The organism is Cellulomonas xiejunii, assembly GCF_024508315.1.
In the GTDB taxonomy this organism is placed as follows: domain Bacteria; phylum Actinomycetota; class Actinomycetes; order Actinomycetales; family Cellulomonadaceae; genus Cellulomonas; species Cellulomonas xiejunii.
Window position 1 is genome coordinate 1,056,322 of record NZ_CP101987.1, and the last position, 15,390, is coordinate 1,071,711.

At 73.2% G+C, this 15,390-nt stretch carries 14 protein-coding genes; 8 read left to right on the forward strand and 6 right to left on the reverse strand.

The window, feature by feature from the left end; all coding sequences use genetic code 11:
• Window positions 1-5: 5 nt before the first annotated feature.
• Window positions 6-1,295 carry an ABC transporter ATP-binding protein gene (locus NP048_RS04950; protein ID WP_227578378.1) on the forward strand — a complete coding sequence of 430 codons (1,290 nt, stop codon included), beginning with the start codon at window positions 6-8 and terminating at the stop codon, window positions 1,293-1,295.
• A gap of 145 nt (window positions 1,296-1,440) precedes the next feature.
• Here the strand turns inward: NP048_RS04950 and NP048_RS04955 are convergent, their stop codons facing one another.
• The 4 genes from NP048_RS04955 to xseA all read right to left on the reverse strand — a co-directional run bounded on the left by NP048_RS04955 (window position 1,441) and on the right by xseA (window position 4,763).
• The gene (locus NP048_RS04955) at window positions 1,441-2,112 is read right to left on the reverse strand and encodes a carbonic anhydrase (protein WP_227580666.1); all 672 of its coding nucleotides are present in this window, start codon (window positions 2,110-2,112) and stop codon (window positions 1,441-1,443) included.
• Window positions 2,109-3,074, reverse strand: coding sequence for a carbohydrate kinase family protein (locus NP048_RS04960; RefSeq protein ID WP_227578379.1), 966 nt, complete (start codon window positions 3,072-3,074; stop codon window positions 2,109-2,111). The genes NP048_RS04955 and NP048_RS04960 overlap by 4 nt, the downstream gene beginning before the upstream one ends.
• Window positions 3,071-3,340, reverse strand: coding sequence for an exodeoxyribonuclease VII small subunit (locus tag NP048_RS04965; protein WP_227578380.1), 270 nt, complete (start codon window positions 3,338-3,340; stop codon window positions 3,071-3,073). The genes NP048_RS04960 and NP048_RS04965 overlap by 4 nt, the downstream gene beginning before the upstream one ends.
• A 148-nt stretch (window positions 3,341-3,488) precedes the next feature.
• Complete coding sequence (xseA, locus tag NP048_RS04970) at window positions 3,489-4,763, reverse strand: exodeoxyribonuclease VII large subunit (RefSeq protein WP_227578381.1); 1,275 nt, start codon at window positions 4,761-4,763, stop codon at window positions 3,489-3,491.
• Window positions 4,764-5,013: 250 nt separating this feature from the next.
• On the opposite strand from xseA, the gene NP048_RS04975 reads away from it, so the two are divergent.
• Window positions 5,014-6,069 carry a 4-hydroxy-3-methylbut-2-enyl diphosphate reductase gene (locus tag NP048_RS04975; RefSeq protein ID WP_227578382.1) on the forward strand — a complete coding sequence of 352 codons (1,056 nt, stop codon included), beginning with the start codon at window positions 5,014-5,016 and terminating at the stop codon, window positions 6,067-6,069.
• A gap of 3 nt (window positions 6,070-6,072) precedes the next feature.
• Here NP048_RS04975 and NP048_RS04980 read toward each other — a convergent pair whose 3' ends face one another.
• The gene (locus NP048_RS04980; protein WP_227578383.1) at window positions 6,073-7,515 is read right to left on the reverse strand and encodes a DNA recombination protein RmuC; all 1,443 of its coding nucleotides are present in this window, start codon (window positions 7,513-7,515) and stop codon (window positions 6,073-6,075) included.
• Between the two features lie 124 nt (window positions 7,516-7,639).
• Here NP048_RS04980 and NP048_RS04985 point away from each other — a divergent pair, with 124 nt between their 5' ends.
• The 4 genes from NP048_RS04985 to NP048_RS05000 all read left to right on the forward strand — a co-directional run bounded on the left by NP048_RS04985 (window position 7,640) and on the right by NP048_RS05000 (window position 11,978).
• Complete coding sequence (locus NP048_RS04985) at window positions 7,640-8,443, forward strand: ABC transporter ATP-binding protein (protein WP_227578384.1); 804 nt, start codon at window positions 7,640-7,642, stop codon at window positions 8,441-8,443.
• Complete coding sequence (locus tag NP048_RS04990; protein WP_227578385.1) at window positions 8,419-9,975, forward strand: hypothetical protein; 1,557 nt, start codon at window positions 8,419-8,421, stop codon at window positions 9,973-9,975. The genes NP048_RS04985 and NP048_RS04990 overlap by 25 nt, the downstream gene beginning before the upstream one ends.
• 64 nt (window positions 9,976-10,039) lie before the next feature.
• On the forward strand, window positions 10,040-11,116 hold the full coding sequence (ychF, locus tag NP048_RS04995) for a redox-regulated ATPase YchF (protein ID WP_227578386.1): 1,077 nt from the start codon (window positions 10,040-10,042) through the stop codon (window positions 11,114-11,116).
• A gap of 118 nt (window positions 11,117-11,234) precedes the next feature.
• On the forward strand, window positions 11,235-11,978 hold the full coding sequence (locus NP048_RS05000) for a tyrosine-protein phosphatase (protein ID WP_227578387.1): 744 nt from the start codon (window positions 11,235-11,237) through the stop codon (window positions 11,976-11,978).
• Window positions 11,979-12,005: 27 nt separating this feature from the next.
• Here the strand turns inward: NP048_RS05000 and arfB are convergent, their stop codons facing one another.
• On the reverse strand, window positions 12,006-12,446 hold the full coding sequence (arfB, locus tag NP048_RS05005) for an alternative ribosome rescue aminoacyl-tRNA hydrolase ArfB (RefSeq protein WP_227578388.1): 441 nt from the start codon (window positions 12,444-12,446) through the stop codon (window positions 12,006-12,008).
• Between the two features lie 112 nt (window positions 12,447-12,558).
• On the opposite strand from arfB, the gene NP048_RS05010 reads away from it, so the two are divergent.
• Both NP048_RS05010 and NP048_RS05015 read left to right on the forward strand, forming a co-directional pair.
• Window positions 12,559-13,218: a 4a-hydroxytetrahydrobiopterin dehydratase gene (locus NP048_RS05010; RefSeq protein WP_227578389.1), complete on the forward strand. Its 660-nt coding sequence runs from the start codon at window positions 12,559-12,561 to the stop codon at window positions 13,216-13,218.
• Between the two features lie 311 nt (window positions 13,219-13,529).
• Window positions 13,530-15,386, forward strand: a complete 1,857-nt coding sequence (locus NP048_RS05015) for an ABC transporter family substrate-binding protein (RefSeq protein ID WP_227578390.1) — start codon at window positions 13,530-13,532, stop codon at window positions 15,384-15,386.
• The last annotated feature ends 4 nt before the right edge of the window (window positions 15,387-15,390 follow it).

The window sequence follows — 15,390 nt, forward strand, 5'->3', positions numbered from 1 at the left end:
CCGTCATGGCAGCGATCACGCTGAAGAACGTCGTGAAGAAGTACGGCGACGGGTACCCGGCCGTGAACGACGTGAGCCTCGACATCGACGACGGCGAGTTCGTCATCCTCGTCGGCCCGTCCGGCTGCGGGAAGTCCACGCTGCTGCGGATGGTCGTCGGGCTGGAGGACATCAGCGACGGCGAGATCGTGATCGACGGCGACGTGGTCAACGACAAGGCGCCGCGCGACCGCAAGCTCGCGATGGTGTTCCAGAACTACGCGTTGTACCCGCACCTCACCGTGTTCGAGAACATCGCGTTCCCGCTGCGCCTGGACAAGGGCAAGTTCTCCGAGGACGAGGTCCGCACCCGTGTCGAGAAGGCCGCCGACACGCTCGAGCTGCGCGAGCACCTCGACCGCAAGCCCGCGAACCTGTCCGGCGGCCAGCGCCAGCGCGTCGCCATGGGGCGCGCCATCGTCCGCGAAGCGCGCGCGTTCCTGTTCGACGAGCCGCTGTCGAACCTCGACGCCAAGCTCCGCGGCCAGATGCGCACCGAGATCGCCCGCATGCAGCGCCGGCTCGGCACCACGACGATCTACGTCACGCACGACCAGACCGAGGCGATGACGCTGGGCGACCGTGTCGCCGTCCTCAAGAAGGGCGTGCTGCAGCAGGCCGCCAGCCCGCGGGCGCTGTACGACCAGCCCGTCAACCTGTTCGTCGCCGGCTTCATCGGCTCGCCGCCCATGAACTTCCTGCCCGGGGAGGTCGACGGCGACGTGCTGCGCCTCCCGCTCGCGGAGGTCCCGCTGACGGACGACCTGCGCACGCGGATCGGGAGCCGCGACCTCGTCATCGTCGGCCTGCGGCCCGAGCACATCGAGGACTGCGACACCCTCGACGACGACACGCGTGCCAAGGGCGTGACGTTCGAGGCGGACGTCGACGTGGTCGAGTGGCTCGGCCCCGAGCTCTACGCGTACATCCCGTTCGAGACACGCGGCGAGGTCGCTGAGACGCTGACCGAGCTCGACCGGGACCTCGACGGCGAAGGCATGCGCACGCAGTTCATCGCGGCGCTCGGCGCCGAGTCGCACGTGCGTGACGGTGACGCCGCCGAGCTGTGGTTCGACCCGGCGCGGCTGATGATCTTCGACCCCGAGACGGGCGACAACCTCACCTACGACGCCGACGCGGCGAAGAAGGCCGACGAGGACAGCGTCGAGGAGCGTCGGCGCGCGACCGAGCGGGCGCGCAACCGCGCAGACCGCACCCCCGAGCGCACCAAGACCACCCCCACCCCAGCCGCGTAACCCCAACCCACCCCACCACCCACCCCCAACCCCAACCCCAACCCCAACCCCAACCCCCCCGCCGAACTCGACGTTCGGCGGCTTCTGGGCGTCGGGTCGCCGCCGAACGTCGAGTTCGGCGGAGTGGTGTCTCGGAGGGTGGACGTCAGTCGAGCGGCGGGATGACGCCCATGCCTGCGCCGATGTCGCCGATCACGCGGGCGAGCCGGGCGCGACCGTCGGCGAGGGTGTACTCGAGCGCCACGATCGCGCAGCGCCCGGCGGCGATCTTGTCCGCGAGCGACACCGAGTAGCCGTGGAGCTGGCTTGCGGTGTGCAGCACGTGCTGGTGGCCCAGCGTCGCTGCGTCGAACGAGTCGAGCGGCCGGCCCGTCGCGGTCAGCCCCACGATGGACGGGATGACGCGGTCCACGACGGCCTGGACGAAGCCGGGCGGGACGTTGCCGTTCGTCATCGCGTCCACCGCCGCGGCCACCGCGCCGCACGAGTCGTGCGCGAGGACGACGACGAGCGGTGCACCGAGCACCGTGACCCCGTACTCGATCGACCCGATGACGGTGGTGTCCAGCACGTGGCCCGCGGTGCGGACGACGAACAGGTCGCCCAGGCCCTGGTCGAAAATGATCTCGGCCGCGACGCGGCTGTCCGAGCAGCCGAAGACGACCGCGAACGGGTTCTGCTGCGCGCTGAGCTCGGCACGCCGGTCGATGCCCTGCGACGGATGCACCATGCGGTCCTCGACGAACCGGAGGTTGCCCGCGCACAGCTCCGCCCAGGCGGCGGCAGGTGTCGTCGGAACGGTCGCGGCGGCGGTCATGCGCCGACCCCCTTCGTGTCGCCGGTGAGTGGCGCGCTGTCGAGCTCGTGGCGCCGGGGCGGGTTCGCGCCCGGGCGGGACACCGTGATCGCGGCGATGCGCGCGCAGCGCTCCAGCACGTCGCGCACCGTCGCGGCGTCGACGTCGTGCAGCGCGGCGCGCCGGTCGGCGCCCAGCAGGTCGGCCTCCCAGAGGCCGTCGATCAGGCCGCCCATGAAGGAGTCGCCGGCGCCGACGGTGTCGGCGACCGTCACGCGCGGTGCCGCGACGGACAGCCGAGCGCCGGCCGACGTCACAGCGAACGCGCCCTCGCCGCCGTGCGTGACCACGACCAGCGCGGGGCCGGAGCGGCTCCACGCCTCGGCGATCTCCGCGGGCGCGACCCCGGGCTGCAGCCACGCCAGGTCCTCGTCGCTGACCTTCACGACATCCGCGAGGCCGACCAGGCGCTCCACGACGGGCCGCACGTCAGCCGGCTCGCCCATCAGCGCGGGGCGCAGGTTCGGGTCGTAGGTGAGGGTCGAGGTCGGGCGGCGGCTCTCGAGAAGACGCGCGACCTTCTCGCCGCCGGGCGCCAGCACGGTCGCGATCGACCCGGTGTGGACGACCAGCGGCGCGTCGTCGTCCTCGTCCCACGTCGAGGGCAGGTCCCACTCGAGGTCGAACTCGTACGTCGCGACACCCGCGGCGTCGAGGTGGGCCGTCGCCACCGGGGTGCGCACGGGGGCGCGGTCGCCGCGCAGGACGCGCACGCCCGACGCCTCGAGGTGCCGGCGCACGAGGTCGCCGTCGGCGTCGTGGCCCAGCCACGTCAGCAGGTCCGCCCGCCGGCCGAGCCGCGCGAGACCCAGCGCGACGTTCGCCGGGCTGCCTCCCGGGTGCTCGTCGCGCGACCCGTCGGCTCGCCGCACGGCGTCGACCAGGGCCTCGCCGATCACCAGGGCGCGGCGGTCGGGGCTCACTCGTCCTCCTCCGTCGTCCCGGTGCCGCGGGCCGCGGTCAGGCGCGCGCGGGCGCCGTCGAGCCACTCCTGGCACCGCGCGGCGAGCGCCTCGCCGCGCTCCCACAGCGCGAGCGACTCCTCGAGCGTGCCCGCGCCGGACTCGAGCCTCGCCACGATCGTCACGAGCTCGTCGCGTGCCTGCTCGTAGCCGAGCGCCGCGGGGTCGGGGAGCGGGGGAACCGCGGGGTCCTGTCCGGCGGGTGCGCCGGTCGTCTCTCGTGCCACGCGCACAGTCAACCAGCAGGTCCGCGACCCCGCCGCGCCGTCCTACGGGCCGCGGGCGCCCGTGCACCCGGGTGGCGGCCCGTGGGCGGGTGGTCGAAGCGACGGCCACGACGTACGCGCCGCGACGCGCGGGCTGGTCGGGACGGCGTCAGGGCGCGACGTCGGCCGCCAGCTCACCCGCCGCGACCCGCACGCGCAGGCGGTCCCCGGGCGCGACGTCGTCGGGGCTGCGCACGACCGCGCCGTCCGCGCGCTGCACCACCGCGTAGCCGCGCTCGAGCGTCGCCGCGGGGGACAGAGCGCGCACCTGACCGGCCAGCCGCGCGGTCACGGTGGACGCCTGCGCCAGCGCCGCGTCCAGCAGGGTGCGCCCGCGCGCCGTCTGCCGGTGCAGGGCGTCCTCGTGCGGGTCGACGAGGGTCTCCGGGCGTGCCATGACGGGGCGCGTGCGCAGGTGCGCGAGCCCGGACTCCTCGCGGGCCAGCCGGTGCGTCAGCGCGGCGCGGGTGCGCGTGCGGGCCTGCACGATGCGGGCGCGCTCCTCGGTGACGTCGGGCACGACGCGCTTGGCGGCGTCCGTGGGCGTCGACGCGCGCAGGTCCGCGACGAGGTCGAGCAGCGGGGTGTCCATGTGGTGCCCGATCGCACTGACCAGTGGGGTACGGCACGCGGCGGCCGCGCGCACGAGCGTCTCGTTGCTGAACGGCAGCAGGTCCTCGAACGACCCGCCGCCACGCGCGACGACGACCACCTCGACGCGCGGGTCGGCGTCGAGCTCGGCGATCGCGGCGCTGACCTCCGGGACGGCCGACGGCCCCTGGACGGTGACGCGCCGGATCTCGAACTGCACGGCGGGCCAGCGGGCGCGGGCGTTCGAGACGACGTCGTGCTCGGCGTCGCCCTGCTGCGCGCACACGACGCCGACGACGGCCGGCAGGAAGGGCAGCGGGCGCTTGCGCGACTCGTCGAACAGGCCTTCGGCGGCCAGCACGCCCTTGAGGTGCTCGATGCGTGCCAGCAGCTCGCCCAGCCCGACGAGCCGCACGCGGTCCGCCGCGAACCCCAGCGAGCCCTTCTTCACCTGGTACTGCGGGCGGGCGTGCACCACGACGTGGGCGCCGTCGGTGAACCGATCGCCCAGGCTCATCGCGGCGACGGCCGGCAGCGTCACCGACAGCGACATGTCGAGGTCCGTGTCGCGCAGCGTGAGGAACAGCAGGGAGTTCCACCGCCGCACGTTGAGCACCTGGCCCTCGACCCACACCGGCGGCATGCGGGCGACGTAGTCCGCGACCTTGGGCGCGAGGTGCCGCACCGGCCACGGCCGCTCGGGTGTCGTGTCCGCGGCCTTGAGCGGGAGCGGCAGCGGGGCGCTCGTGGGTGCGGCGGGTGCCGCGGCGGTTGCGCTCGTCTCGTCCTGCACGCCCCCAGCCTGCCGCACGCCCCCGACAGCGCCGACCACGGGTGCGCGTCCCGGTCCGTGGGACACGGACCTCGCGGGACCGGGCGCGGCTCGCTCACGCGGTGCCGTGAGCGACCTGAGCCCGGTCTCGCGGGCGAGGCGCCTGCGGGGGCGTCGGGAGGCGCGGGGGGAGCAGGTGGAGTCGTGGAGGTCAGGTGACGGTGGCCGCCGTCACCCGGGTCGTCCGGGACGCCCGGCCTAGACTGGACCGGTGACCTCGACCGCCCCCGGCCCTGACCTCCGCGCCGACGTGCCCCCGGCGCGCAAGCGCGTGCTGCTCGCGGCACCCCGCGGGTACTGCGCGGGTGTCGACCGCGCGGTCATCGCCGTGGAGAAGGCGCTCGAGCACTACGGCGCACCCGTGTACGTCCGCAAGGAGATCGTGCACAACCGCCACGTCGTCGACACGCTGGCCGCCCGCGGCGCCGTCTTCGTCGACGAGACCGACCAGGTCCCCGAGGGTGCGCGTGTCGTGTTCTCCGCGCACGGTGTCTCGCCGGCGGTCAAGGCGTCTGCCGCGGCGCGCAACCTGAAGACCATCGACGCAACGTGCCCCCTGGTGACGAAGGTCCACAAGGAGGCCGTGCGGTTCGCGGCCGACGACTTCGACATCCTGCTCATCGGCCACGAGGGGCACGAGGAGGTCGAGGGCACGCAGGGGCACGCCCCGGAGCACATCCAGGTCGTCAACTCGCCGGCGGACGCGGACCACGTCGAGGTCCGCGACCCGGAGCGGGTGATGTGGATCTCGCAGACGACGCTCTCGGTCGACGAGACGATGGAGACGGTCCGTCGGCTGCGTGTGCGGTTCCCGCACCTGCAGGACCCGCCGAGCGACGACATCTGCTACGCGACGCAGAACCGCCAGGTCGCCGTGAAGAAGCTCGCGCCGGCGTGCGACGTCGTCATCACGGTCGGGTCCGCCAACTCGTCGAACTCGGTGCGCCTCGTCGAGGTCGCGCTCGACGCAGGCGCTCGCTCGTCCTACCGCGTCGACAAGGCTGCCGAGATCGACCCGGCCTGGCTGGAGGGCGCGACGACCGTCGGCGTGACATCGGGTGCCTCGGTGCCCGAGATCCTCGTGTCGGACGTCCTGGCGTTCCTCGCCGGGCACGGCTTCGCCGACGTCGAGGAGGTCCGCACCGCGACGGAGGACCTCATGTTCTCGCTGCCGCGCGAGCTGCGCGCCGACCTCAAGGCAGCGGGGGAGCCGACCGGTCGCCCACGCCCCGACGGTCGTCGTCGCCTGGACGTCCAGCCCGTCTGAGCGTCACGCGCTCGACGCGTCCTCGGCGCGGGCCGGCCGCGGGGCCTGGTCCGCGAGGTCGCGGTCGTCGCGTGCGGCGCTGCGACTCCCGAGGACGAGGTCGTCCAGCGCGACGACCTGGTCCGCGGCCGAGGCGACGAGCTCCGGTGCGCTCAGCGCCGTCAGTCGCGGGTCCGCCGGCGGGGGCGTCGGCAGGTCGCCGTCGACCACGTGCAGGTCCGCGAACCGCCGGGCGCTGACCAGGACGCGTGACTCCAGCGACCCGACGGCCTGGTTGTACGCGCCTGCGGCGGCGTCGATGGACCGGCCCAGCCGGGCGAGGTGCGTGCCCATCGTCGCGAGCCGCCCGTGCAGCTCCTTGCCGAGCGTGAGCACCTGCTGCGCGTTGGCGGCCAACGCGTCCTGTCGCCACGCGTACGCCACGGTCCGCAGCAGCGTGAGCAGCGTGACGGGCGTCGCGATGACGACGTTGCGCTCGAACGCGTACTCGATGAGCGTCGGGTCCTGGTCGGCCGCCGCGTGCAGGAACGACTCGGCGGGCACGAACATCACGACGAACTCCGGCGCGGGGGCGAACTGGTCCCAGTAGCGCTTGGAGGCGAGGTCGTCGACGTGCTTGCGCACGTGCCGCGCGTGCGCCGCGAGCCGCTGGGCGCGCACCGTCTCGTCGTCCGTCTGCGCGGCGTCGAGGAACCCCAGGAACGCGACCTTGGCGTCGACGACGACCTGCTTGCCGCCCGCGAGGCGCACCACCATGTCCGGGCGCTGCAGCCCGTCGTCGGTGCGCACCTGCTCCTGCTCGACGAAGTCGACGTGTGCGAGCATCCCCGCGGCCTCGACGACGCGCCGCAGCTGCACCTCGCCCCACCGCCCGCGGACCTGCGACGAGCGCAGTGCCGTGACGAGCTGCGACGTCTCGCCCCGCAGCTGCTCGGACGCCGCCCGCATCGCGCGCACCTGCTCCCCGAGCGCCGCGTTGCCCTCGACGCGTGCGCGCTCCGTCTCGACCAGCTCCGAACGGACCTGGTCGAGCGTGCGGGCGAGCGGCTCGACCATCGCGCGGACCGCCTGCTCGCGCTGCGCGAGCTCGCCCACCTGCGTCTGGTGCTCGGCCGCGAGCCGCTGGTGAGCCAGGGCGAGGAACTGCTCGCTGGTCGCGGCCAGCGCCTCGTCCGCCAGCGCCCGGAACCGGTCACCGGCGCCGGCGCGCTCCGCCTCCAGCAGCGCGTGCGCGCGCGCTGCCCCGACCTCCGCGGCGCGCACGCGCTCCGAGGTCGCGCGCGTCGCCCGCGCCGAGGCCAGCGACCACGCCACGGCCGCGCCCACGACGAGCCCGGCGACGAGCGCGAGGACGACCGCGCCCGAGCCCGGTCCGGAGACGGCAGCGGTGGCAGCGGCAGTGGCGGTGGCAGTGGCAGTGGAGGTGGAGGTGGACCCGATGAGCATGGGCCCACCCTGTCAGGAGCCTCCGACAGTTGCGGCGAGGCCCGCCCGTCCCCGTCCCCGGACGGAGCGCAACCTCAGCCGCGCGACCGATACGTCAGCGCGTCGCCCGCCCTAGTGTCGGCGTGTGACCACGCCATCTCCCCTCCCAGGTCCCGGCGCCGTCCCCGGCTCGCCCGCGATCGCGCTGCACGGACTGTGGCGGCGCTTCGGGCAGAAGATCGCCGTCGCCGGCATCGACCTCGTCATCCCCGCCGGCTCGTTCTACGGCCTCGTCGGCCCGAACGGCGCAGGGAAGACGACCACGCTCTCGATGGCGACGGGTCTCCTGCGCCCCGACGCGGGTACCGCGCTCGTGCACGGCGTCGACATCTGGGCCCACCCCGTGGAGGCCAAGCGCATCCTCGGGGTGCTGCCCGACGGGGTGCGGCTGTTCGACCGGCTCTCGGGCGCGCAGCTCGTGACGTACGCGGGGCTGCTGCAGGGCCTGGACCGCGCGACCGTCGTGTCGCGCACGGGCGACCTCCTGGCGGCGCTCGGCCTCGAGGAGGCCCGCGACACGCTCGTCGTCGACTACTCCGCGGGCATGACGAAGAAGATCGCGCTCGCGTGCGCGCTCGTGCACGCGCCGCGCGTCCTGGTGCTGGACGAGCCGTTCGAGGCCGTCGACCCGGTGTCCGCGGCGAACATCCGCGAGATCCTCCACCAGTACGTCGCCGGGGGTGGCACCGTCGTCGTGTCGTCGCACGTCATGGACCTCGTGCAGCGCATGTGCGACCACGTGGCGGTCATCTCCGACGGGCACGTCCTGGCCGCCGGCAGGGTCGACGACGTGCGCGCAGGCAGCTCGCTGGAGGAGCGCTTCGTCGAGCTCGTCGGCGGTCGGATCACCGGGGAGGGCATCGCGTGGTTGCGCACCTCGTCCGACTGAAGCTGACCCTGCTGCGCAACGGCCTGCGCCGCAGCGTCTGGCAGGTGATCGGCCTGATCGTCGCCGCCCTCTACGGCCTGTCGTTCGCCGCGGCCGCCGTCGCGGGCTCGGTCGCGCTGGGGTTCGTCGAGGTCGCGCTGCGCGCCGACATCCTCGTCGTCGTGGGGTCGCTCGTCGTCGCCGGCTGGTGGCTGGTCCCGCTGGTGGCCTTCGGCGTCGACGCGACGCTCGACCCGCGGCGCTTCGTCACGTTCGGCGTGACGCGCCGCGACCTGCTCGTGGGGCTGACGATCGCCGGTCTCATCGGCATCCCCGGGCTGGTGACCGCGCTGGGTGCGCTCGCCACCCCGCTGGCCTGGTGGCGCACGCCCGTGGCAGCCGTCGCGGCGCTCGTGGGGGCGGTGCTCGCCGTGCTCACCTGCACGATCGGCGCGCGAGCCACGACGACGGCGCTCGCGCCGGTGATCGGGCGGCGGCGCGTGCGTGAGGTCGTCGCCGCGCTGGCGGTCCTGCCGTTCATCTTCCTGGGCCCGATCACGAGCGCGTTCACGGGTGCCGCGACGGGGGTCGAGGGGATCTCGGCCGCCGCGCGTGTCCTGGCGTGGACGCCGTTCGGTGCTCCCTGGGCGTTCGCACCCGCGGTCGTCGCGGGCGAGTGGGGTGCTCTCGCGCTGCGCCTGCTGGTCGTGCTCCTGACGATCGTCCTCGCGCTGCGGGTGTGGTCCTGGGCGCTGGACCGCACGCTGACCGACCCGGTCGGCGAGGGCGGCAGCGCTCAGTCGCGCGGGCTGGGCTGGTTCGGCCGGCTGCCGGCGACGCAGACCGGTGCGGTCGCGGCGCGCGCCGCGTCGTACTGGGTGCGCGACCCGCGGTACGCGGTCGCGGTCATCATCGTGCCGGTCCTGCCCGTCCTGCTCGCGTTCTCGAACCCGGGCAGCGCGATCGTCCTGGTGGCGGGCCCGGTCGCGGCCTTCACGGTCGGCTGGAGCATCTCGGCGGACGTGGCGTACGACGGCACGGCGTTCTGGACGCACCTCGCGGCGCCGCTGCGCGGCGCGGCCGACCGCTGGGGGCGCGTGGTCGTCGCCGGCACGATCGGGCTCGTCATGACCACGGTCATGGTCGTCGGCACGGTCTGGTACGCCGACCGGTGGGACGCGCTGCCGGCCCTGCTGGGCGCCGGCGTGGGCCTGCTGCTCATCGCGCTCGGTGGTGCGAGCGTCGTGTCGGCCGCGGTCGTGTACCCGGTGCAGCTGCCGGGGGAGAACCCGTTCGGCACCAAGCAGGGTGCGAGCGCCGCGGCGTTCACCTCGCAGTTCGCGGGTTTCGTCGCGGTGGGGACGATCGGGGCGCCGGTGGCCGTGCTCGCGCTGCTGTCGGTCGTCCGGGAGTCCGCGGCGCTGGGGTGGGCGGCCGTCGCGGTCGGCGCCGTGAGCGGTGTGCTCGCCCTGCTGGGCGGCGTCCGGCTGGGCGGCTCGATGCTCGAGCGTCGGGGCCCGGACCTGCTGCAGCGGATGCGTTCCTTCACGTGACGCACGACGGGTGGCGGGTCCGCGCGGTCGGTGGTCGCGAGCCGGCTGCGTAGACTCGACGCCCGTGGCTCTCACCATCGGCATCGTCGGCCTGCCCAACGTCGGCAAGTCCACCCTCTTCAACGCGCTGACGCGCGCCCAGGTCCTCGCGGCGAACTACCCGTTCGCGACGATCGAGCCGAACGTGGGCGTCGTCCCGCTGCCGGACCCGCGTCTGGGGAAGCTGGCGGAGATCTTCGGCTCCGAGCGGATCCTGCCCGCCACCGTGTCCTTCGTGGACATCGCGGGCATCGTCAAGGGCGCGAGCGAGGGCGAGGGCCTGGGCAACAAGTTCCTCGCCAACATCCGTGAGGCGGACGCGATCTGCCAGGTCACCCGCGCTTTCGCGGACCCTGACGTCGTGCACGTCAGCGGCAAGGTCGATCCTGCGGGCGACATCGAGATCATCGCCACCGAGCTCGTCCTGGCCGACCTGCAGACCCTCGAGAACGCGATCCCGCGCCTCGAGAAGGAGGTCCGCGGCAAGAAGACGGACCCCGAGGTGCTCGACGCCGCGAAGCGCGCGTACGCGGTGCTGGAGACCGGGCAGACGCTGTTCGCCGCCGGCCTGGCCGACGACGAGCACGTACGGGCGCTGCAGCTCATGACGGCCAAGCCGTTCATCTACGTCTTCAACACCGACGACGAGGGCCTGGCCGACACCGCGATGCAGGAGCGGTTGCGGGCGCTGGTCGCGCCGGCCGACGCGATCTTCCTCGACGCCAAGTTCGAGTCCGAGCTCGCCGAGCTGGACGAGGACGAGGCCCGCGAGATGCTCGAGGCCAACGGCCAGGAGGAGTCCGGTCTGGACCAGCTCGCCCGGGTCGGCTTCCACACCCTCGGCCTGCAGACGTACCTCACGGCCGGCCCCAAGGAGTCGCGCGCCTGGACGATCCGTCAGGGATGGACCGCCCCGCAGGCCGCGGGCGTCATCCACACGGACTTCCAGAAGGGCTTCATCAAGGCGGAGGTCATCTCGTTCGACGACCTCGTCGAGGCCGGTTCGGTCGCGGCCGCCCGCGCGGCCGGCAAGGCGCGCATCGAGGGCAAGGACTACGTCATGCACGACGGCGACGTGGTGGAGTTCCGCTTCAACGTCTAGCTCGGTCCCGACCCGTCATCCGCACGGGTACCACGCGGTGGGGTTCCGGCTCCTCCGCGGAGCCGGGCGGCGCTCCTCTGCGGTGTCTGCCTGGCGGGCAGCGCTCTAGGTTTGCCCCGTGCGAGCGCTGAGGGTCGAGGGTCTGGTGAACGCCCGGGATCTCGGCGGCCTGCCCCTGACGGGCGGCGGCACCACCCCGTGCGGGGTCTTCTTCCGCTCCGAGAACGTCGACGCCGTCACGGCGCGGGGGTGGGACGAGCTCCACGACCTCGGTGTCCGCACTGTCGTCGACCTGCGGCAGGACGCCGAACGGGAGCGGGACCGGAGTCGCCGGCCCGACTGGCTGGCGACCGTCCACGTCGACCTGGACGGGCTGGAGAACGTCGACTTCTGGCGTGGCTACGCGGACAACGGTCTGTGGGGGACGGCGGCGTACTTCCTTCCTCACCTCGCGGCGATGCCCGAGCGGGCCGGCGCGGCGCTCGCCGCCGTCGCTGACGCCGACGAGGGCGGCGTCCTCTTCCACTGCATGGCGGGACGCGACCGGACCGGCCTCGTCGCGATGCTCCTGCTCCGCCTCGTCGGCGCGGATCCGGACGCGATCGTCGACGACTACCTCGAGACGGTGCGCAACGCCGACGCGCTCGCGCAGGCCGCGGGGCGCGCGAACGACGAGCCGCTGCGCGAGGCGATCCTGGCCCGTCGTGGGTCGTGTACCGAGGGCGCGTTCCGTGACGCTCTCGGTGGCCTGGACATCGACGCGTTCCTGGCTGCGGCGGGGTTGCCCGGCACCACTGTCCAGCGGCTGAGGACCTGGCGCGCCTCCGTCGTCCCGACGAGGTCCGGTCGACCGGCGGGATGACGTGGTCCAGTCCGCTCCACCGGGTGCTCAGTCGGCGCGGGGAGCGCGGCGGTCCTGCTTGAGGGCGGAGCGCTCGCGCTTGTCCTGGAGGCGACGACGCTGGGACCCGCGCGTGCGCCGGGTGGGGCGGCGCGGGGTCGGCGGGGCGACGGCCTCCCGGAGGAGCTCGGCCAGGCGCGCTCTCGCCGCGGCGCGGTTCTGCCGCTGGGACCGGTGCTCGGCGGCGCTGATCGTCAGGACGGTGCCCGACAGCCGGGCCGCGAGCCGGTCGAGGACGAGCGCGCGCTGGGCGTCGTCCAGCGCGGTCGTGGTGCCGAGGTCGATGCTGAGCTGCACGCGGGAGTCGGTGGTGTTGACGCCCTGCCCGCCCGGCCCGGACGCGCGGGAGAACTGCTCGAGCAGCTCGGCCGCGGGCACGGTGAGGCCCGCGGGGGCGCCGGGCCCCGCCGAGACGTGCAGGTCGTCCACGGGCCCAGTCTGCCGTGGGGCCGACGGCTGACGCGTCGGGCGCACGTGCCGCGGTCAGGGCGGGTGACCAGTTCGGCGGGCACGACGCGGCGGACTGCGCCACCATGCCCGTATGGCGACGACGCTCACGGGTCAGCAGATCGCGGACGCCGGCCTGGCCGGCTGGGTACATCTGAGCGACGGGCTGCGGACCCGTGTCCCGACCGGGGGGTTCGCGGCTGGTCTCGCGCTCGTCGACGCGATCGGCGCCGCCGCCGAGCAGGCGGACCACCACCCGGACATCGACCTGCGCTGGGGGCATGTCGACGTCCGGCTGTGGAGCCATGACGCGGACGGGGTGACGCAGCGCGACGTCGAGCTCGCCGGGACCGTGTCGCGACTGGCGGGGGAGGCGGGTCTGGTCCCTGACGGGTCCGGTCTGCAGAGCGTCGAGCTCGCGCTGGACGCGCCCGACGCGGGTGCCGTCCTGCCGTTCTGGGAGGCGTTCCTCGGCTACGAGCGGCGGGCGGGCGCGCCGGACGAGGTCCGCGACCCGGCCGGCGCGCACCCGCCGGTGTGGTTCCAGGCGTCGGGCTCCGACGAGCCGCGCCAGCGGTGGCACCTGGACGTGTGGGTCGACCCGGGCCAGGTGCGTGGCCGCATCGACGCCGCCGTGGCAGCAGGGGGCCGGGTCGTCGACGACTCGCAGGCCCCCAGCTTCTGGGTGCTCGCGGACGCGGACGGCAACCGCTCGTGCCTGTGCACCTGGCAGGACCGGCAGGCCGACGGATGAGCCCCGGGCGCGGCCCCGCACGGCCGCCGTAGCAGATCGGAAGGTCGTCGCGGACGTCCACCCGTCCCGGACCACCCGAACGTGGGATGTGTCCGGGCCGTTTCGGGGGCGTTTCCGCTCTCCGCGTCTCGTATGCTGGACGGTACTGACCAGTATCAATCACATAACGATCGACATGGGCACGCGTCCATGTCGCCAATGTCCCGGCGCTCGGGGCTACCGTGGCCCCGATTCATGCGGACGAGTGCGCCCGGGCTCCACGTCGACTCGCGGGGCCGCGCGGCCACGTCCACCACGTCTCAGGAGGAACATTGAGGATCACACGCAAGGCTGTCCTCGCGTCGGTCGCTTCGGTCAGCGTGCTCGCGCTCGCGGCCTGCACGGGCGCTGCCGACGAGGGTGCCGGCGACGACGACAACGCGGGTATCAACACCGACACCGCGATCAACATCGCCTGGAACCAGCCCTTCTCGTCCTTCAACGGCGAGAGCATCACGGGCAACGCGACGGCCAACAACATCATCACGTACATGGCCAACTCGCGGTTCAACGACTACAACCAGGACCTCGAGCTGGTCATGGACGAGTCGTGGGGCACCTACGAGAAGGTCTCCGACGACCCGCTGACGATCACCTACACCTACGCGGACACCGCGAAGTGGTCGGACGGCGTCTCGGCTGGTCCTGCGGACCTCCTGCTGGAGTGGGCCGCGCAGAGCGGCAAGTTCAACAACGTCGAGCCCGAGTACGACGACGAGGGCAACGTCACCAACCAGGAGGCGCTGGACGCCGGTGTCTACTTCGACGCCGCCAGCCCCTCCGTCGCGCTGATCGAGGAGACGCCGGAGATCGACGGCGACTCGATCACGCTCGTCTACTCCAAGCCGTTCGCGGACTGGGAGACGGCGATCGACAACAACCTCCCCGCGCACATCGTCGCGCAGCGCGCCCTCGGCATCGAGGACGCGCAGGAGGCCACCGACGCGCTCGTCGCCGCGATCCAGGACGGGAACGTCGAGGACCTGTCGAAGATCGCTGCGGTCTGGAGCGACGACTGGAACTTCGCGTCCCTGCCGGACGACCCGCAGCTGCTCGTCACGTCGGGCCCGTACACCATCACGGAGTTCGTCGAGGAGCAGTACCTCACGCTGACGGCCAACCCCGACTACGAGGGTGACAAGACGGCCGTCTTCGAGAAGGTCACGGTCCGCTACAACGGCGACCCGATGGGCCAGGTCCAGGCGCTGCAGAACGGTGAGGTCGACCTCATCAGCCCGCAGTCGACCGCGGACGTCCTCAAGGCGCTCGAGGCGATCGACTCGCTCGAGGTCGAGACCAACATCGAGGGCACGTACGAGCACGTCGACCTCCAGCAGGGCAACGGCGGTCCGTTCGACGCCGCGACCTACGGTGGCGACGCCGAGAAGGCCAAGAAGGTCCGCCAGGCGTTCCTCAAGACCATCCCGCGCGAGAAGATCGTCTCGGACCTCATCGTCCCGCTGAACCCGGACGCCGAGGTGCGCAACTCCTTCACGCAGGTCCCCGGCTCGCCGATGTACGACGGCATCATTGAGGCGAACGGCCAGGGCGAGGCGTACGGCGAGGTCGACATCGACGGCGCCAAGGCGCTGCTGGCCGAGGCCGGCGTGCCGAGCGTGCAGGTCCGCATGCTCTTCGACCCGAACAACACGCGCCGCGTGAACCAGTTCGAGCTCATCAAGGGCTCGGCCGCCGAGGCCGGCTTCGACGTCGTGGCCTACACGGTCCAGACGGACTGGGGCACCGACCTGTCGAACGCCACGTCCTTCTACGACGCGGCCCTGTTCGGCTGGCAGTCGACCGCGACCGCCGTCACCGAGTCGGACGCGAACTACCGCACCGGCGCGACGAACAACTACTTCGGGTACTCCAACCCCGAGGTGGACGCGCTGTTCGACGACCTCCAGGTCGAGACCGACCCTGCCGAGCAGGAGCGGATCCTCGGTGAGGTCGAGAAGCACCTCGTCGACGACGCCTTCGGCGTGACGATCTTCCAGCACCCGGGCGTCACCGCCTGGAACCCGGCCAAGATCGGCAACGTGTCGAAGCTGGCGATCGCCCCGACGATCTTCTACGGCTTCTGGGAGTGGTCCGCCGGCGAGGCGGCCACCGAGGGCGCTACCGAGTGACCCG